Here is a 19,419-nt window from a genome sequence, read left to right as displayed (position 1 = left end):
TTCCTACGCTGGGTGTATCAGGCATGCTGTGCGCCCGCGATACGGTCGGCTTATGCACAAGCCAACGCGCCCTGCGCGGGAATAACGAAGTAAAATAGAATTATTCTCCAACACGACCCACGGCAATGCTTGCTGGCAATGACCGTGCTTGTAACAAGCGGTTATACATGGATTCTGCATAAGCTGGCGGCACCACAAACTGACCGCTATTGGTCGCTTTGATTTTATAAGTGAACTCGGTGATGGTATTTGTTACTGCACCATAAAATACCACTCGGTCTTCACGAATGTCGGCGTAGCTTGGCAACCAATTGCCTCCGATTCCGAGCGGGCTTGTCCAACTGCTGGCTTGTGGTTCAAAACCTCCACCTTCTTCAATAACCGTTTCGGTGACATTGGCCTCCGCTTGAAGTACAGGTTCAAAACCACCTGGCAGTAAGTCGACAATCGCTACATCATCCACGTTTCCATCAATGGAGCGTATTTTGATGCGAACCGTAATTTCATCGCCCATAGTAATGGAGTTTACCGCAGCGCCTTTTTCATCGGTGTATTCGCGGATAATTTCCATGCCTTGTTTTAAGGCGGTAGTTGGGGCTTTTACGTCAAAACCAGATTCAGTTACAGCATAGAATAAGGGCAAGCCATTTGGGCCTTGCAATTTCAAGCGTGCCGTATTGGCAGGGAAACTAACCAAAGGGGCAATATTTTCAGGTAATTTAAGTGCGGTGACCTTGTTTTGTTTATCAATTGCACTAATGCTTAATTGAGCAACCACTTTGCTACCAGTGACGTTAGCATAAGCATCAAACCCAAGCAACGCATAAGCAGACGAGAGCGTATTAAAACGACCCGCAGAAATCGGCTGCATAATATTATTTAAGCTGGCCGCAGTCACCTCTTTTACACGATCAGGGAAGTGGCGTGAAACCAAATACAGTGTTTGCGCGTTGCGCACCACGTCGTCGTAATAATGCCCATAGAACGGCTTTTCACCGCTAGTGCCAAGCAACTTAATCGGTTTAGCAATAAGCTCGTTGGCAAGCGCATGTTGCTGTAGTAATTGGTAACTTGCGGCCATATAGGCTGCCGTAAGATCCGAGCGCCATTCTTTAAAGCTGGCATCGGTTAAAGTTTTAGCGTCCAGCGTGCTACGCAAGTTGGCCAACAAGGGTGTGGTGACAATGCCTTCGCGAGTAAGCAGATAGGTAGCATAAGCTCGAATGCGCACAGTATTTAGGTTGTCAGCCGGGCTTGCTGCCAAGGTTTGCAGGTAGTCCAAGCCGCTTTTTAGCATGTCTGCTGGAACAACTTCACCTGCATTGGCATGGTCGCGTGCTTCTAGCAAGAGGTGCACGGCATACACGCTGGCAAACTCATCTGCACTGACGCTGGCATCCCATAAGCCGAAGCCACCTTCGGCATTTTGCCTGGAGCGTAGAACACTGAAGGCATTTTCAAGGTTTGCCGGCTTGCTTTTACCAATGCTTGCTAGTAATTCTGGGCGTTTTTTTAGCACCACAAGCGGTAATGCCTGACTGATTAATTGCTCAGTGCAACTATGCTCATAATTGCCTAAGTACTCCAGCAACCCGCCTGAAGCCACCAGTGGCAAGGGTGAGACGCTGGCTTGCTGTTTACGGTATTCTGCAAACATGTCGCGTTTAACGCTTACTTGAGTATCGCCTTTAAAACTGCCCGTTTGCAATAGAGTTAAATGCGGTGCTGCAGGGCGCACGCTTATTTCGGTGCCGAGTTTTGCTGATTTTGCGCCGAGGCTGGCAACAAACTCTAGCCGCGCGGAACCTAGTTTGGCGGTTGCACCTTCGCGTACTTTAAGTTTATATAGCGCCGTGCCTTCACGCAATTCGCTTATTTTAAGCACTTGTTTTGCGCTACCGACCAATTCAAATGCAGGAGAGGCGGCTAAATTAAGTGTAACGGCCGCGTCATTGCCAGAACTTTTTACATTGTTCGATACCCCTACACTGACATCAAACGTGTCGCCTGGAGTTACGGTAAGTGGTGCATTGGGCGATAATACAAAATCACCACGAACAATGGCAGCACCCGTGGTAATGCCAATACTGGCGTCATTTACTACAACCGCAATCAAGCGCATTTTACCGTTAAAGGTTTCAGGCACGGTGTAACTAAACTCTTTACTAGCCGCCACATCGACAATGCCAGACCAATAGACGGCAGGTTTGTCGGTTTTGCGTTTGAACGGATTCAAGTGTTTGCCTAACGCGCCATCTGCATCTCCGCCAGGTGCTGTGGCGGCCATGATTTTTTTGAATTCAGGCAAAATTAAATCCAGAATTTGTGAGGTTGAAACTTCCAATTGGCGTTTTTGAAAGAAGAAACCAAGTGCATCGGGGTTTTGGTATCGCGCTACTTGCAAGATGCCTTCATCCACGGCAAATACCACCGCGCGACCAGGTTTAGCTGCATCCAACTTCATTTTAAGTGCTTGGCCTGGTTTAATTAAAGCGGGCGCAGTGAGTTTTAGCGTGTTCGTGCGCTGTGCCAAGCTGGTGGCAAATGGCACCACGCCATAGGATAACGGACTGGTGAAAATTTCCTCCGAACTTGGATCGCGCACAAATTGTACGCTCACGTAACCATTGCCTTCAAAACCTTCAGGTAAGGTGATTTCTTGCACAGAAGCTTGGCTATCTACTTTAAACCAATGTTGTGCATAGACTTTATCACGCTCGATAGTAATTAAGCCCGCACCCACGTAAGGCGCACGAATGCTAACACTGATGGTTTCGCCCGGAACATAATCTTTTTTATCCAGCGTGAGTTGCAGTTCCGCATTGCGTTCTAATGAGCGGCTTACATTACCCAAGCCAGCAACACTATATTCCACACGGTTAAGTTCTAAGCCATCTTGATTTTTAATGACATAAGCAAAATCTCCTGGCACATCGGTAGCCAATGCTAATGTATTGCCTGTCGCATTGATGCTGTAAGGTTTTGTTTTAATGAGTACTTCTTTTTTGCGTGATTCGTACTTGAACGTACCGCTGCCTTGCTTGGTCAGTACTGAAACGTATTTACGTTCAATCAGGTTTAGGCTCAAGTCACCTGCTGTAATTTTTTGCAGGGTTGAATTCACGGCAATTAAATTGACATTGCGCTTGCTGGCTTTGCTCACATAATTTAAGTCGCCATCCGCTTTAAAGCCAATCAAGAATGACTGTTCAGAGATGAGCGCAGCTGCTTCTGCGGAAACGCTACGCCCACCGCCAGCTTCATAAGCTTGCGCCATGATGTTTAATCGATAGGTGGCTTTGGTGTATTTCTCTAAGCCAAGTTCAAACTCCGCCACGCCTTGCGCATTACTGGTGGCCTCACTTAGCTTCTCGCTGTAGCCTTCTTTAGCACGTAGTGGGTCGTAGAAGGCAAAGTCATTATATTGACTAAACGCAGGATAGGCTGGGCTAAGAGTTAAGGTCGCCGTAACACGTCTATTTTCTGCAGGCGTGCCAAACAGGTTTTGCACATTAATATTGGCTTTTAAATCTTTTGGATTGAGCCAGCCTTCTGCATTTTCAGGATAGAGCGTTGTGTCTTTCGCAAACTGCGCTTTTACTTTCATACGGTCAGGCAAGAATTCTTGCACTTTTACCGAAACAGAACCGAGTTGCTGATAGGCGTTATTGTCTTTAACTGAGTAAAGATTAATGGTGTAGTTGCCGGTTGGTGAGGTTTCTAGTGTTTTATATTCCAGTTCATTAAAGCCACCAGCGCCCAGTCGAACTGTTTGTCTTTTTACAGTTAACCCACGTGCATCCAGCACTTCCGCTTCCAAAGGCAAGCCATCCAGCGCTTTTGCCCAAGTGGCGGTTTTAACAATCATGCCAATGTGCAAGGTGTCGCCTGGGCGATAGATGCCGCGGTCTGAGAATAAGTAAGCGTTTAAGCTATCTGAACTGGCTGCATTAGCCACGCCGCCGACATCAAAGCGTGAGTAATCCAGATTTCTATCATAGCGATTGATCGGTAAAAAACTTAAGTCGCCGGCTTTTTTCACAATGTACATAATTGGCGCACGCTCACGTTGCAAGCCGTCCAATTTGCTAAAGTTTACGCGACCATTCGCATCGGTGGTTTGGCTAAAAATAGCTTGACCATTTTTAGCAATCACTTCAACGGTGGCGCCCGCAATGGGTAAGCCAGTATGAATCGATTGTACATACACGACTTGACTACCATCTAGCTCTTTTTTAGCAATTAGACCTAAATCGGTGATTAGAATGAGGCGTTTGTCGACAAACGATTCTGGGTTTTGTGTTTCTACTGGATTGTAATTAGAGCCATCATCTGTTTGGTGACCTTCAATATTCGCTTCTGTTTTTGGTTTGTAACCACGCACCGTCAGTAAGAAAACACCACGTTTCGCTTCCCCTTGGCTTAAGTACTCGGTTAAATCAAGCGCTTCATAATGGGCTTTACCTGCCTCCAGCGCTAATGGAATTTTATGCTCAAATCGCTCAGTCAAATTGTCAGCATCAATGTAGTAATTGAACGATGGGCTGGCAAGGTTACCACTGCTTTGTGTGATTAAATGTTGCAATTGGCCTGGCAAAATGCGGCCAATTTCCATTTGTAGGCCAGGTAAGTCACGTGTCAATACCGCCACTTTACGTTCGCCACTCAAGGCTAATAAGGATCCTTGGCTTAGAATTTTTACTTCTGCCGGGAAAGGCGGTACCTGTAAAACGTGCTGAGTTACCGCGCCCAGTTGATAGCCACCAAAAGATTTCAGACCTTTATCTACTTGTACATAAAGGTAGCTGCCTACAGGTGCTTTGTATTTAAATGAGTGCGATTCGATATTTTCACGTTCTGCAGGAATCGCATCCAGTGCAAGTGCTTTGCTGGCGGCTAATAACGCGGGAGTGATTTCTTTATTATTGCCCCAAACATAAGGTCGCTTTAATTCTTCTGTAGTGCTGACTAATTTATTCCGCGGCAAAACCCAAACCTTAATGTGGCTGGCGATTTCTTTTTCATTGACCGCGGCAGAGGCGTTAAGGAGCAGAATTTGCTCAGGCTCATTTTGGTCGTTAGAAACAACAATCGGGCTAATTTCATTAATTAGCAAGCTGTAAAGCCCTGGTACATTGACACTTTGCGTAAGCTTGGTTTCAAAAACTTTTCCACCTAGTGCGGCTTTTAGGCCCTCGTCGATGCTGACTTCCAGTACGCTATCGTCTTTTGGGATGGCTAGCGGCGCCGAGTGTATATAGGCGTTTAGTTTTAATTTGTCGTAACTCACAACGAAGGGAATCGTGTCCGTTCCAAAGCTTAGCAAACTGGTTTTGCTGGTGCGCATTTTAAGCGTGATGCTTTTTTCTAATTTAGCAGTATCAACTGGGTGACTAAAGTTGAGGTTTACAACTACTTTTTTCATGGCGGCATTGATAGGGTCTTGATAAAACTCACTATTCACAATGCCCGCGATAAATAGCGGTGCGTTAAATTCAATGTCCCATTTATCTAGCAAGGTTTTTGGGGTGAGTGCTTTAGCATTCAAGCTCACCTTAAATTGCGTGCCAACGGGCCATTCAGCCTTGGGTTGAAATTGCAGAGTGTTTTCAGCAGTCCACTTCCATACACCGTCAATTTTTGGCAGTAAGCTAATGCCTTCGGTAACAGTTTTACCCACAAGCTCAATCGGTGCTACTGAGCTGTCGAAGCTGATGCTAAGTGGGTTAGGCGCGGCATTATATTCTATTTCCGTTCTGGTTGGTGCTGTAACGGTGACTTTTACAGTAACAGGCTGTGGCCTTGCTTGATACCATAGCCAAGCCTGCCAGCCACCTGCAATTAACGCTGCTAGTAAGGCGAATATACCTAAACTTTTGATAGGTTTTTGAGCAATCAGTGTACGTAAGTTGCAGAGCTTGCTGCCAAGCCATTTCAACCATGACGGCGCCTGATAGTTAATTGAACCAAATAAGAAGCCTAGTCCGGCACTTATCAGTTGCAGCAAGTTGGCTGTAATCGTATTAATAAGCTTAAGACCAGTGCTGATGAATGGCATGAAGAAATCCTTATTCTTTTTTTGAAACGAGTCGTATTAAAAACCACTTGATTAAGAGGTTTAAATTTTCAAGCTATAAATCATACTACTTATTCATATATTTTGAAGGTATTTAGGGGCTGTTTTGATGATAAAATCACGATAAATAACGATGGTTTTAGCAAAGGGTGAGCATGAGCAATTTAGTAGAGGTTTTAGTGCCAGATATTGGAAATTTCGATAGCGTGGATGTGATTGAAGTATTGGTAAAGGCTGGCGATGTCATTGCCAAAGAAGATTCGCTTATCACCGTTGAGTCAGACAAAGCTTCTATGGATATTCCATCCTCCATCGCAGGTACGGTAAAAGAACTCAAAGTCAAAGTGGGTGACAAAGTCGCGAAAGACAGTTTGATTTTATTTGTTGAAGCTAATGCCAGCGCGGAAGCCTCTGTAAAAAAAGAGGTTGTTGCTGAAGCTGTGGTGGCTGAAGTGAAACCTGCGGTTGCAACAGTAGCCACGGTTGTAAATGTTGGGAATGCAGACTTACACTCTGAAGTAGTTGTTTTGGGCTCAGGTCCTGGCGGCTATACCGCCGCCTTCCGCGCAGCGGATTTAGGCAAAAAAGTGGTGCTAATCGAACGATATTCTACTTTAGGTGGCGTTTGCCTCAATGTTGGCTGTATTCCATCAAAAGCCTTATTGCACACAGCTAAAGTGATTACTGAAGCAGAAGAGACCGCGCATCATGGTGTTACCTTTGGTGCGCCTCAAGTAGATTTAGAGCAGTTGCGCAATTGGAAAGCTAATGATGTGGTAGGGAAACTTACTGGTGGTTTGGCTGCCATGGCTAAACAGCGCAACGTCACAGTAGTTCAAGGCGTAGGTAAATTTACCAGCCCGAATCAAATTGCCGTGACTACGGCTGAGAACAAAGTTACTACAATTTCATTCGACAACGCGATTATTGCGGCCGGCTCACAAGCTACCAAATTCCCAGCTGTGGCTGCAGATGAACGTATTATGGACTCTACGGGAGCACTGGCTTTGGCCGATGTGCCTAAACGCCTGTTGGTGATTGGTGGCGGTATTATTGGCTTGGAAATGGGTACGGTTTATGATGCGCTGGGCTCCAAAGTTAGTGTGGTTGAATTTACTGATGGCTTAATTCAAGGTTGTGACCGTGATTTAGTCCGCCCGCTACAAAAACGCATGGAAAAACGCTTTGAAGCAATATTGCTCAATACCAAAGTGGCTAGCATAGAACCTAAAAAAGACGGAATTCATGTGACATTTGAAGGTGTGAATGGAAACGCAGATGCGCCTAAAGGCGTTGAGGTGTATGATCGTGTGCTAGTGTCGATTGGTCGCCGTCCTAACGGTAAAAACATCGGAGCGGAAAATGCTGGTGTAGCTGTTGATGACTATGGTTTTATCGCGGTAGATAAGCAAATGCGTACGAACGTGCCCCATATATTTGCGATTGGTGACATTGTTGGTCAGCCGATGTTGGCGCATAAAGCTACGCACGAAGGCAAAGTAGCTGCAGAAGTGATTGCAGGTGAAAAGGTTGAATTTGTCGCGTCAGTCATTCCATCCGTTGCCTACACAGACCCAGAAGTGGCTTGGGTGGGCGTGACAGAAACAGAAGCCAAAGCCAAAGGTCTTGAAATTGAAAAAGCCTCGTTCCCTTGGGCAGCGAGTGGTCGCGCACTTTCAATCGCACGCACAGAAGGGGCAACCAAGTTAATCTTTGATAAAAACACGCATCGCCTGATTGGCGCAGGTATTGTAGGTGTGAATGCAGGCGAACTGTTAGCTGAAACCGTGTTGGCGATTGAAATGGGCGCTGATGCGCATGATTTAGGTTTAACCATCCATGCCCATCCAACACTTTCAGAAACAGTTTGTTTTGCAGCGGAGATGAAAGAGGGCAACATTACAGATCTTTACATCAAAAAACGCTAGTAGCTAATTTGAATTGTGTACAATGTAGAGCCAGCTTAGCTAGTGTTAAGCTGGCTATTTTTTTAATCTAATAAGGCAAAAATAATGAAAATATTTCATAGATTCATACCGTTAGCTGTGGCCGCCACTTTATTTGGCGGTTGTGCATCGATCACTAAGGACTCCAATCAACCCGTGCAGGTTGAAACATATTCTAAAAGTAACCAACTCGTAAGTGGCGCTAAATGTGTTGCCAAAAATGAGCGCGGGGAATGGAGTACAACTTCTACTGGCACAGTAAATGTGCATCGTTCTGGTCAAAATTTAATCGTTAAGTGCGATAAAGAAGGCGAGCTATCGGGTCTTGCTACGGTAATTTCTCGCGCTAATGGGGGTATGTTTGGCAATATTCTATTTGGAGGTGGGATAGGTGCAATTATTGACCATAATAAAGGTACTGCCTATAGTTATCCTGATTGGATTAGAGTCATTTTGGGTGATAACCTTGTTTTTGATAGAAAAAATAATAAAGATAATGAAGTTATGCTTGGTCAATCAGCTTCACCAGAAGAGCTAAAAAAAATAGACTTAGCTAAGGCTGAGGAAGAAAAAGCAGCGCAGGAAAAAGCATTGACAGAAGATAAGCTTGTAAAAGCTAAAGCTGAGAATACGAATCCTTAAAGAGTAATGAAGCCATGGATAATACGGATTTTTTGAATTCTATTTTAACTGTTTTACCACCCGACAGGGTCTATACAGACCCTGTCGATTGCTATGCTTATGCCTACGATAATTCGCGTATTTTTCATGCGCCTATTGCTGTGGTTTTTCCGCTGAATGTCGAAGAAGTGCAAGCGGTCATTAAGCTTTGCAACGCGCATAAAGTACCAGTGGTTCCGCGTGGGCGCGGCACTGGTACGGCAGGCGGCAGTGTGCCTGAAGCCGGTGGTGTGGCGTTGTCGCTAGAGCGCATGAATAAAATCATTAGCGTTGACCCTGATAATCGCATGGCGATTATTGAGCCAGGCGTGTTAAATCAAGAGCTTCAAGATGCAATTAAAGGCGTTGGTTTCTTTTGGCCACCTGACCCATCAAGTGCGGCCTATTGTAGTATTGGCGGCAATCTAGCGACTTGTGCCGCAGGGCCGCATGCGGTGAAATATGGCGTTGCACGTGACCATGTGCTTGGCTTAAAGGCGGTTACTGGTAATGGCGACATTATTAAAACAGGCTGTTACACCAGTAAGGGCGTGGTTGGCTACGATTTAACTCGATTATTGGTTGGCTCTGAAGGTACCTTGGCTGTGATTGTGGAAGCGACGCTTAAGCTTACACCTTTGCCAAAACATACAGGCGGTATTACTGCAGAATTTATTGATACCTATAGCTGTGCAAAGGCTATAGCGGCGATTATGGCGCAGCCTTACACGCCAAGCGCTTTGGAATTTTTAGATAACGGCGCCTTGAATCTAATTCGTGGACGCCATAAAAATCTGTTACCTGAAAATGCCAAAGCGTATTTGATGATTGAAGTGGATGGCGCACAGCAAGAGATTATTGAAGCCACGCAAGCTATTTTGCATGCCTGTCAAGTAGATGGCTTAATCGAGGCAAAGCCAGCGGAAGATACTAAAGCTTTATGGGCGGCGCGCAAGGCCTTGTCGCCTTTACTTAAAGATATTGCACCTAAGAAAATCAATGAAGATATTGCTGTACCTGTGTCGCATCTACCTAAGTTATTAACGGGCTTAGAGAAGCTAGCCGCGCAATACAAAATTTCTAATGTCAATTTTGGCCATGCAGGCAATGGTAATATTCACGTGAATTTATTGGTTAATCCAGACAATGCCGATGAAATGAAACGTGCTTATGAATGCTTGGATGAAGTGTTCAGCTTGGTGCTTTCACTGCAAGGCACACTGTCTGGCGAACACGGTGTAGGCATGGCAAAACGACCATTTATCTCACGTGAGATTGATGAAACAACCATCAATTTAATGAAAGCCGTTAAATTAACGTTTGACCCGAATAACATTCTGAATCCAGGTAAGTTGTTTCCCTAAGAGAATTATTTTGCGCGGGTAAACTTTGCAAAATAAATAGCACATCCAAAAAATATCAGCGTGAGTACAACTTCAGCCAAGGCGAGTTTGGCTGAAAGACCAACATCAGACCATGCGCGCACAACGCCCTCAGTAAAATATAACAAAATAAACATACTTGCCCATTTGTAGGTGTAGCGCTTGCCGTTTAGAATGCCAAATAAGGGCAATAATAATGGTAATGTTTTTAGCATGAGTAAGGAGCCAGTCGGTTTAAATGGTGCTAGTACAGTTTCCCATGCTAAACAGAGTAGGATAAGCGCAACTAAGCTCACGCTGGCGCCCAGTTGTAATTGTTGAATACTAGGTTTTTGTAGCATCACTTAGCCGCTTTTGACATTGCAACCAATGCCATTCTGGCAGAGTGTGCATCATGAATTGGCTGCTCAAAGTTGAATCTCAAAATTTGCGTTTTTCCATCATCAATATTCACTTTTGCATCAAAACCATCGGCATCTATCCCTAACATTTCAGCATGCGTCGCACTGACATTGTGAAAGTGTTTGCTGTATGCAGTTAGACTATGCACATGGTCGGCATTCATATGTTCAATAATCGAAGTTTCTTGAGCTGCAAGCTGAGCATTTTCTGCAAGGTTAGCCGCAGGCATGCTATGTCCCGCAATCCAACCCATTTTGCCAAAGCCGGCGATATAACGCACTTGAGTAATCTCAATACGGTAAAAACTAAAATCATGCATATCAAAGTAAGCCGCCGCTTGTGGTAAATAACGTAAGTAGCGAGCACGTAAATCGGCATCCTCTTTATTGATTTGCTTTGCTTCACCAATCAGTGTGAGGCGTGCATTTGCCTGCAAATCTTCATCGCCTGCAAATACTAGCAACGATACTTTAGGGTTGGCGATGATGTTTTGTGTATGCTCAGCAATCGTGCTGATTAAGATAACAGGTTGCCCGCTATGGTCTAACACAAAGGGCGCAACCGAGCCAAACGGATAGCCTGCAAACTTTGCAGAAAAAGTAGAAAGAACGCCACTTTGTGTGGTGCGTAAAAACTGTAGTGCCTCTTTGGCTAAACTCACTTTATTAGTACTTTCATATGATTATTTAAGTTTTAATGCTGTTTCAGCTAAGCGTTTTCCTAAAGCAAAACACAACTTCCGTTCATCGGCACTAATCGCTTTATCATCCATTGCGCCACCAATATGGCTTGCACCATAAGGTGTTCCCCCAGTTTGGGTACTCGATAACTCTGGCTCGGAATACGGCAGGCCAACCATTAGCATGCCGTGGTGCATCAACGGTAACATCATGGTAAGTAAAGTAGTCTCGTTGCCGCCATGCATAGAGCCTGAGCTGGTGAATACCGCCGCAGGCTTGCCGATAAGCGCCCTCTTAAGCCATAAGCCAGCAGTGCCATCTAAAAAATACTTTATAGGCGCAGCCATATTGCCAAAGCGCGTAGGGCTACCTAGCACCAAGCCGATACATTCTTCTAAATCGCGTAGCTCTACATAAGGGTCGCCACTGTTTGGAATGTCGGGTTCAGTTGCTTCACAGTTGGCTGAAACTTTAGGCACCGTGCGAATGCGTGCTTTGATATTCGGTACGCTTTCAACACCGCGTGCAATCAACTGCGCCATTTCACGAACGGCACCACCTTGGGAATAATAAAGAATGAGAATCTCAGACATAATTATTGAAGTTTGTAAGCGAATGACGCAATTAAGCCTACTACTTGAACGCCAACAACAATCCAAAAAAGTTGGTAGCTATGTTTTGCTAATTCGGAGAGTTTTTGCATAAGCTTGTTGGTGACTTCTTGCGATAGATTGAGATTTTCTTGTTGGAAATTGATGTCGTCTAAATTGATTTTTTTCAGTCCGTAAGTAATCACTTTGTGCTGAATTGTATTCAAACTGCTATCTTGCTTAGTTGAATCGAGCAGTTTGTCTTTGAGTGACGCGCCATTTTTAATCGATTGCAGCCAGTTTGGCTGCTTTTCACTGAAAGTATAAAGTAAGTTATAAAATTTTTCGCCGATAAACGACGATAATTTTTCATCAAACAGGCGACCAAGAATAAAGCTGATCGATATTTTATTAGCAACAATAAAATAGATGGCGACAAATATTAAAGTAAAGAAAACAATAAAAATTACTAAAGGTGCTCCACGAAAATTCTCAGGTGCATTTAATGCAATTGTTGGACTAATAATGAGAGTGGTCACAATACCGCCAAAAAATACCAATAGCCAGCGCACTAGTCCTGCAGTGGCGGTTTTTGCATAAAATTTGATGTTATCCATTTTTGTTTTTTTTAGCCTGCTTATTTGAAACTAAAAGTATACAACACATCGACCGCACTTTCGGTGCCGGCTTCTGCCCGTAGCGACCAGCGTGATGTAATGTTAAAGGTAAGCCGTGCTACATCTAAAAGCCCGCTGATGCTTTTTTGGTAGCTCAGATAGAGGTTCGAGGTAAGCCGTTTGCCGAAAACCACCGAGGCACTGGTGGCATCACCTCCCGCAAAGCTAAATTCATCCAATCCAGCTGCGCGGGCCAGTTGGGTTTGTAATGGAACCGATTGTCCTTGTGACAGCAAGACGCCAGCCGCGAGCGATAATAGTCCGTAATCATTCTTCGTGGTTTGGTCCATGCCGTGCCCGAGCACGAGCCATGACAATTTCTCGCTATCGGCCACGCTTGGGTCAGAAACGAGCTTGGTAATGGGGATGAATGCCGTGCCAGTAATTTCTATACCCGCATTGATTGGTTTGCTGTTTCGCATTGCGCGAATATTCAGACCAGGGTTATCGACTGTGCCGTTAAAGTTGATGATGCCGCGCTCAATTGCAAGCACTTGGCCGTAAGCCATATAGGTGCCTTTTTTCACTTGAATAACGCCTTCTGTATGCGGCCTGTATTGAGTCAAACCAGTAAATGTCAGTGCTCCCGTGAGTTCTGCATCTAATCCACGACCGCGCAATGTAAAGTCTTTTCCTAGGTCGATGCGTAGGCCGTTCAGTAGAATTCTCAGGGCAGATTCTGGTGCGATTTCAGTTTGTCCTAGCACCACCACATCGTCACCAAGTGCTGGTGTATCCTCATCAGCTAATTCAACAAGCCCTTTGTCAATGCTGAAATTGCCAGAAATCGTCAGCATGTCATTCAGCAAGCTGGTTTTACCTGTACCGTTTAAAGTAAGTAGTCGGTCTGCACGCGAAATGGCTGTGAATTTATCCGCCACCCAATCTAGATCAATCGTTGGTTTGCTTTTATCGAACAAGACTGAGCCTGTTATATTGATGGTGCCATCACCACCCTGCCAGCTGGCTTTTTTAATTAGCAGTTGTTTGTTTTCAAAGGATGCTTCCAGCCGACCATTTTTGAAATCTACACCCTCCGTTGGCAGATTGAGCTGCAGATTTTTACCGTTTACATAGCCACTTAAATTCGGCTCGCCTACCGTACCGTTGGCAGCCACAGACACGTCGATTGCGCCATCAAAACTAGCCTCCATAAGTGGAGGTGGAAGTGGCAACCAGGCAAGCGAATGCAATTGAGCCTTTCCTTTCAGCATCAAAGGCGCATTGGTGATTAATGCGAAGCTTGAGTCAATCTTGGTGAGCGCGGTGCTAAATTGGGCTTCTAAACTACCTATATTTTTACCAGTCAACTTTACTTGTGCCGTGGCAGCATTGTTTAGAAAATCGGCTGACAGGCTAATTTCTTCTAATCCCAATGTCTGTTTTTTTCCGTCTGCCGTTGTCAAAGTGAAATCGCCAGCTTCTCGCCATAAGCTAAAATTACCGTTTACGCTATCCGTCGCTTTCAAATCCCATTTGCCTGAAAACACTGGATTACCTTGCAGGGTTGTGGGCAAAGTAAAAAGTGTTTGCGGTAAATCTTCCAGTGCGATTTGGGTTGCGCTCCCCATGCTTGAAAACCCATCCGTACCAAGTTTTAAAATATCGATGATTAGCTGACCATTTGCCAGTTGCAGTTTAAGCTTTTCTATTGCCACACCATTGCTATCCACAACGAATGGTGCGGGTGCACTTAGTTTAATAGGATTAGCACCCTCCAAGTTCAGGCTTTGTAACAAGCCCTGCCAGCGGTTCGTGTCTGGTTCTAAGCCACCTGCAAAAGTGCTATTAAATTTAAAGGCCTTGTCTTGTGCTGTAATGCTGAGTTGATGCTTTGCTTGAGTCCCCGTTAGCATGAGGCTGCCATTGTTTAGCGTATATTTACCATACTGCAAATTATTAGCCTTGAATGCGCCGTCTAGCTTACCGTTTGCGCCAGCATTAATGGTTGCCTGACCTTCCAGTTTTTCAGTATTGAAGCCGCCAGGCAGATTTAATTTTTCTGCAATGATATTAAATTGCAGTGCTAAATTATCTAAAGCCCCGATGACTGTGCCGTTTGCATTGGCTTTACCAGAATAACCTGCACCCAATTTACTTAGGTCTGCTAAATCGGCTTGCCAATTAAGTTTGCTGTTAGCTTGACCTAGGCTACCATTCGCCTTAATGATGTTATTGGCAACATTTGCTTGAAAGTCGATATGACGGATTTGATTATCTTCAATAAAAATCTTGCCATTACTAATCAAAGCTTGGTCTTGCCACTGACTGTCTTGCGCGGAAAATTGTAGTGTTGATTCTAACTTGGGTAAAAGTTTGCCTTGTAATGTCAGATTGAAATTCAGTTTTGAAGCAGGAAAGTTCTGCTGCTGACTAGGGTTAAACAGGCGTTCTGGTTTCAATTCATTTATTGCGATAGTTGCTGACAGCGGATAATCGCCTGTTAAGCCAATCTGGCCAGTTAGTTTAATTTGGGCGGCAGATATTACATTGGCTTGCTGCGATTGGTTTATCGCAAATTGCCCATTTTGCTTTGTTAGTAGGGAAGTGCTGGCAAAGTTTAAGGTTTGTAAATCGCCTGTAAGTTCGAATTTTACATCGTAGTTGAGCGTAGGGGCAGCGTTTTTAAGCGTGCTGGTTTCGGCCTTTTTTACGCTGATAGTACCAGATAGTGGGAAAGGCTTTGACGCGCCCATTTGAAGTGTAGCCGCGGCTTTACCCCAAGGCGTATCGGCACTTAAGGAATTAAGTTTGATGGTTTTCGCATTAGCATCAAGGTCAAATTTAACGTGGCTGTAAATTTGGGTTTCGCCATTTTTAATAATCAAGACTTCAGCGACTTCAGCTTGTTGAAGCTTGATAGGGAAGGGTGGTTTGATGCGTTCAGGTAAGCCGGTTTCGCTTGATCTAGCTGTGCCATCGCCAATCGTAATGATGAGGCGTTTTGCGTGCATTTTTTCAACAGTTAGCTGCCCTTCGCCAAATGGCGAAAACTGCCAGTGGGCGTCTAATTTTTCTAATTTAAGGTGGAGGTTGTCTAGATCGTAATTGAATGTGTCGAGGCTGGTGCTGGAGCTAATTGACATTTCACCCCGCGCTGGCGTAAATGCAATCATTAGCAAGCCAAAAAGACTGTAAATAAAATAACGGAAAATAAAATTGCGATGCAACATTAAAATGCGACCCCGATATTAAAATGCAGACGATATTTGCCCGTATCTTCACCGTAGGCAATATCTGCACCAATTGGGCCAATTGGGCTTTTCCAGCGTGCGCCCAAGCCGTAGCCGTAAACGGGATCTAAATCTTGTACGCGATTCGCTGCGTTGCCCATGTCAATAAACACCGCCGCACCCCACTGGTTGGTAAGCCATTGCACGACTTCAACGCTACCCGTGGCGAGATAGCGACCACCTACAATGGCATCGTTTTCTATGACGCCTAAGCTTTGATAGGCATAGCCACGTACCGATTGGTCGCCGCCCGCGCGAAAAAGAAAAGCCTCAGGCGCACTATTTTTACCGTTGACCATACCTAATTCGGCGCGTGCGATTAATTGCGTACTTCGCGATATTGGGTAATAGACCTGCGTTTTAAAATAGCTTTGCAAAAATGTGCCATTAGAAAGTGAATCCAGTGGCGCGGCAGAAAATTGTGCATTGAATAAGTAGCCACGCGTTGGTGAAAGCTCGTTATCTGTGCGGCGCAGTGTAATGCCATAAGATAAAGTACCGACATGTTTAGTTGTGGTTTCGCCACCATCCACATCTTGTTGTTCTATCAGGTAATTTGCGCCAACATACTGCTCACGCTTACGTGGCCCCCAAGCGCGCTTAATCCCAGTCTGTGTTGTGGAGAGTGTTTGCCCTTCAATTGCGCTGCGGTTCAGGCTGGCGTTCATGCTGTCGCGATAGCCTTTGCCCGTAACAGGCAATTGAATCTGTCCGCCGATGGATTGCGCTTTTTGCTCAACTTTTAAGCTACTTGCGAGCCGCCAACCGCGGTTTAGAATGTTTAAATCGTCGTAGGTTAATTGGGTGCGTGCGCCAGTATTTGTGCTGTAGCCAGCACCTATACCCATTTTTACGCTGCGATTTTCCACGACTTTGACACGAACAGGCGCGACATTAGCTTCCGTATTATGGCCTTCGATATTTTGCGTATCTGCGGTAATTTCTATGCTTTGAAAATAACCGCTTTCTTGCAGACGAGTTTGAAACGTCAGCAAGTCCGATTGGTTGTAAATGCTGTTTGGCTTAATCGGATTTAGATTTTCTACTACACGTGCGGGGTAACGTTTTAAGCCCTCAATGGTGGTATTGCCAAATTTAATGGCCGCGCCACTATGCACTTCAATCATCAGCGCCACGCTGTGAGTTTCAAGGTTTACCTCCGCCTTGCTATTTGTAATGTTGGCATTTGGGTAGCGTTCTACTAATAAATCAGTTAATAATCTTCGTTTAGCCAAATCCCAATTGCCTTGGTGAAATTGCGCGCCAGGTTTCAATAGCCAGGTTTCGCGCAGTCGTTGCATGCTGGGTTTAATGTCTACTAACTGTTCGGTAATATCGCCAGAAAATGTGATGTCTACGGATTTGATGAGCACGGGCTGACCAGGGTCAACTGTAAATTTTGCAATAGACACACCATTTTTATTTTCAAGACTAGGGCTAATCTTAGGTGAAAAATAGCCTACTGTCGTGAGTAGGTCTTTGATGTTTTGCGGGGCAATGGTGAAAAGTCGTTGCCATTCGGCGGCGTTTATGCGCGGATTGTCCCGCCATTTCATCATATCTAAATGATTTTTCAGTAATTCGTCTAACTCTGTTGGCGCTGAAATTTCAACTTGGTAACGCCCAGATTCTGCCTGAGCGGGCAGAATCCAAAGGAGTATGAATAAAAAAATTAAAAGGAGTTTTTTCAAGTTTCGGCTACCTTCGATTGTTTGCCTGACTTGCGGTTTGGCTGACTTGCGATTTGCTTAAACAGCAACCATGGCCTTAAACGGTACGTGCTAGCTCCGCGGCCTTGCCAATGTAACCTGCGGGTGTCAATTCGAGCAGCGTTTGTTTTGCATCGGCAGGTATGTTTAAGCCGCTAATAAATACATGCAAAGATTCTTTGTTGATACCTCCTTTGCCGCGCGTGAGTTCTTTTAGCTGCTCGTATGGGTTTTCAATGCCATAACGGCGCATCACAGTTTGAATGGGTTCGGCTAATACTTCCCAACTGTTATCCAAATCTAGGGCCAATTTTTCTGGGTTGATTTCCAGCTTATTTAAACCACGTAAGCAAGAGTCATAACCTAATAACGAATAGCCAAATGCCACGCCCATGTTGCGCAACACGGTTGAATCGGTCAGGTCACGTTGCCAGCGCGAGATAGGTAATTTTTCTGCCAAATGGCGCAACACGGCATTCGCTAAGCCTAAGTTGCCTTCAGAGTTTTCAAAGTCAATCGGGTTTACTTTATGTGGCATGGTAGATGAGCCGATTTCACCTGCTTTTACTTTTTGTTTAAAGTAGCCAACGGAAATATAACCCCAAATATCGCGGTTAAGATCAATCAAAATCGTGTTGATGCGAGCGAGCGTGTCGTATATTTCAGCCATGTAATCATGCGGCTCAATTTGAATGGTCATTGGGTTAAAAGTTAAACCTAATGACTCAACAAAACGCTTCGCAAAGCTTACCCAATCAAAATTAGGGTAAGCAGAAAGGTGTGCGTTAAAGTTGCCCACCGCACCATTGATTTTGCCTAGAATTTCGTTGGCTTGAAGTTGTTTTTGTTGACGTTGCAAACGATACACCACGTTTGCTAACTCTTTACCCATGGTTGTAGGTGATGCTGTTTGACCATGCGTACGTGACAGCATTGGTTGGTCAGCTAGTTGATGTGATAGCTTAGCTAAACGCGCAACTAAATCTGCCAAAAATGGCAACATCACAGCATCGCGTGCACTTTTTAACATTAAGCCGTGTGAAAGGTTGTTAATGTCTTCAGAGGTGCAAGCAAAGTGAATAAATTCACTCGCTTTTTTAATTTCAAGATTGCCGTCAAACTTCTCTTTGAGCCAGTATTCAAGCGCTTTCACGTCATGGTTTGTACGTGCTTCAATGGCTTTAACTTGTGATGCATCCGCTTCGCTAAAGTTAGTAATTACATCATCAAGCTCTTTGATTGTTTCGGCACTAAAAGGCGCGATTTCTAATAAATCTTTAGCTGCAGACAACGCTTTAAGCCATTCTACTTCTACCCAAGCGCGATGCTTAATCAGCGCATATTCGCTAAAGTAAGGACGTAGTGCATCCAGTTTAGTATGGTAGCGACCATCAAGAGGGGAGAGTGCATTAAGCGTAGTAAGTGACATCGTGCGAGCTTTCAAAAACAGCAATTGAATAAAGCGTCATTTTACCTTAGTCGTCGATGTGCAAAAAGGTTTTATTTGAGATGATTTCCCGAGCAGACCTAGTTTACACTATTAAAAAAACGAATTGCTGTGACACTAGCTTGTAGCCCTTAATAATTTAGGGGAAGTTCCGTGTAGCGTTTTAATATTAACCCAGAGTTAGAAACTGGCCACACGCTTCACAAAATAAAAAAAATCTTGAAATTTGCTATGTTAAAATATTTGAACTTGTAATTTAAATTGGATGATTGATATAAAAAAACTCTTTTGCAGCATAGTATTCGTAGCATTATTTTTTATTTCGCCATTTGCGGGAGCCGTTGAACTCACTTGTGGCGCTTGTGATTCGCAGCCTTCCGGACATCCGCCCACATCTGCACCATGTTATGTTTGCCATACACCACAACCATTTGTTCCAGAGCCTCCACCTCCACTACCTCCGGTAGTTGTTAATCCGAACCCAATCGTGAATAGTATACCGAGGTCAACTACCACTCCGCGTGCAGTTACAACACCAAGTACAGTTGTGCCACGACCTGCCCCTACTTCATTCAGGTGCATTCTTCTACATCTTCGTGGATTGCCCTGCTGATATT

12 protein-coding genes are annotated in these 19,419 nt (G+C 44.7%); 3 read left to right on the top strand and 9 right to left on the bottom strand.

The window, feature by feature from the left end:
• Positions 1 to 100: 100 nt before the first annotated feature.
• Positions 101 to 6,058, bottom strand: a complete 5,958-nt coding sequence (locus HOO90_RS00755) for an alpha-2-macroglobulin (protein WP_292838462.1) — start codon at positions 6,056 to 6,058, stop codon at positions 101 to 103.
• 173 nt (positions 6,059 to 6,231) lie between these two features.
• Here HOO90_RS00755 and lpdA point away from each other — a divergent pair, with 173 nt between their 5' ends.
• The 3 genes from lpdA (at position 6,232) to HOO90_RS00740 (ending at position 10,046) form a co-directional block, all read left to right on the top strand.
• Entirely contained in the window at positions 6,232 to 8,004 is a 1,773-nt protein-coding gene (gene lpdA, locus HOO90_RS00750) for a dihydrolipoyl dehydrogenase (protein ID WP_292838460.1), read from the top strand.
• An 84-nt stretch (positions 8,005 to 8,088) separates the two neighbouring features.
• Positions 8,089 to 8,664: a hypothetical protein gene (locus HOO90_RS00745; RefSeq protein ID WP_292838458.1), complete on the top strand. Its 576-nt coding sequence runs from the start codon at positions 8,089 to 8,091 to the stop codon at positions 8,662 to 8,664.
• Positions 8,665 to 8,678: 14 nt separating this feature from the next.
• The gene (locus tag HOO90_RS00740; protein ID WP_292838456.1) at positions 8,679 to 10,046 is read left to right on the top strand and encodes an FAD-linked oxidase C-terminal domain-containing protein; all 1,368 of its coding nucleotides are present in this window, start codon (positions 8,679 to 8,681) and stop codon (positions 10,044 to 10,046) included.
• Positions 10,047 to 10,051: 5 nt separating this feature from the next.
• Here the strand turns inward: HOO90_RS00740 and HOO90_RS00735 are convergent, their stop codons facing one another.
• The 8 genes from HOO90_RS00735 to HOO90_RS00700 form a co-directional block, all read right to left on the bottom strand.
• On the bottom strand, positions 10,052 to 10,405 hold the full coding sequence (locus tag HOO90_RS00735) for a DUF2069 domain-containing protein (RefSeq protein ID WP_292838454.1): 354 nt from the start codon (positions 10,403 to 10,405) through the stop codon (positions 10,052 to 10,054).
• Positions 10,405 to 11,127 carry a DUF2470 domain-containing protein gene (locus HOO90_RS00730; protein ID WP_292838452.1) on the bottom strand — a complete coding sequence of 241 codons (723 nt, stop codon included), beginning with the start codon at positions 11,125 to 11,127 and terminating at the stop codon, positions 10,405 to 10,407. The genes HOO90_RS00735 and HOO90_RS00730 overlap by 1 nt, the downstream gene beginning before the upstream one ends.
• Positions 11,128 to 11,148: 21 nt before the next feature.
• Complete coding sequence (wrbA, locus tag HOO90_RS00725; RefSeq protein WP_292838450.1) at positions 11,149 to 11,739, bottom strand: NAD(P)H:quinone oxidoreductase; 591 nt, start codon at positions 11,737 to 11,739, stop codon at positions 11,149 to 11,151.
• Between the two features lie 2 nt (positions 11,740 to 11,741).
• Positions 11,742 to 12,353 carry a hypothetical protein gene (locus HOO90_RS00720; RefSeq protein ID WP_292838448.1) on the bottom strand — a complete coding sequence of 204 codons (612 nt, stop codon included), beginning with the start codon at positions 12,351 to 12,353 and terminating at the stop codon, positions 11,742 to 11,744.
• Between the two features lie 20 nt (positions 12,354 to 12,373).
• A complete protein-coding gene (locus HOO90_RS00715) occupies positions 12,374 to 15,529 on the bottom strand; it encodes a translocation/assembly module TamB domain-containing protein (protein ID WP_292838446.1) in 3,156 nt (1,051 codons plus the stop codon).
• 56 nt (positions 15,530 to 15,585) lie between these two features.
• On the bottom strand, positions 15,586 to 17,337 hold the full coding sequence (locus tag HOO90_RS00710; protein WP_292838444.1) for an autotransporter assembly complex family protein: 1,752 nt from the start codon (positions 17,335 to 17,337) through the stop codon (positions 15,586 to 15,588).
• 76 nt (positions 17,338 to 17,413) lie between these two features.
• Entirely contained in the window at positions 17,414 to 18,784 is a 1,371-nt protein-coding gene (purB, locus tag HOO90_RS00705) for an adenylosuccinate lyase (protein WP_292838442.1), read from the bottom strand.
• A gap of 423 nt (positions 18,785 to 19,207) precedes the next feature.
• Positions 19,208 to 19,384, bottom strand: coding sequence for a hypothetical protein (locus HOO90_RS00700; protein ID WP_292838440.1), 177 nt, complete (start codon positions 19,382 to 19,384; stop codon positions 19,208 to 19,210).
• Positions 19,385 to 19,419: the final 35 nt, after the last annotated feature.

It is taken from the genome of Methylotenera sp. (assembly GCF_013141425.1).
Taxonomy (GTDB): domain Bacteria; phylum Pseudomonadota; class Gammaproteobacteria; order Burkholderiales; family Methylophilaceae; genus Methylotenera.
This window is presented reverse-complemented; position numbering and strand designations above follow the sequence as displayed.

What these genes read in the sequence shown, in the direction of transcription:
- HOO90_RS00755 (WP_292838462.1), bottom strand. Translation starts at nt 6,058, where the DNA reads ATGCCATTCATCAGCACTGGTCTTAAGCTTATTAATACGATTACAGCC.
- lpdA (WP_292838460.1), top strand. Translation starts at nt 6,232, where the DNA reads ATGAGCAATTTAGTAGAGGTTTTAGTGCCAGATATTGGAAATTTCGAT.
- HOO90_RS00745 (WP_292838458.1), top strand. Translation starts at nt 8,089, where the DNA reads ATGAAAATATTTCATAGATTCATACCGTTAGCTGTGGCCGCCACTTTA.
- HOO90_RS00740 (WP_292838456.1), top strand. Translation starts at nt 8,679, where the DNA reads ATGGATAATACGGATTTTTTGAATTCTATTTTAACTGTTTTACCACCC.
- HOO90_RS00735 (WP_292838454.1), bottom strand. Translation starts at nt 10,405, where the DNA reads ATGCTACAAAAACCTAGTATTCAACAATTACAACTGGGCGCCAGCGTG.
- wrbA (WP_292838450.1), bottom strand. Translation starts at nt 11,739, where the DNA reads ATGTCTGAGATTCTCATTCTTTATTATTCCCAAGGTGGTGCCGTTCGT.
- HOO90_RS00720 (WP_292838448.1), bottom strand. Translation starts at nt 12,353, where the DNA reads ATGGATAACATCAAATTTTATGCAAAAACCGCCACTGCAGGACTAGTG.
- HOO90_RS00715 (WP_292838446.1), bottom strand. Translation starts at nt 15,529, where the DNA reads ATGATTGCATTTACGCCAGCGCGGGGTGAAATGTCAATTAGCTCCAGC.
- purB (WP_292838442.1), bottom strand. Translation starts at nt 18,784, where the DNA reads ATGTCACTTACTACGCTTAATGCACTCTCCCCTCTTGATGGTCGCTAC.
- HOO90_RS00700 (WP_292838440.1), bottom strand. Translation starts at nt 19,384, where the DNA reads ATGCACCTGAATGAAGTAGGGGCAGGTCGTGGCACAACTGTACTTGGT.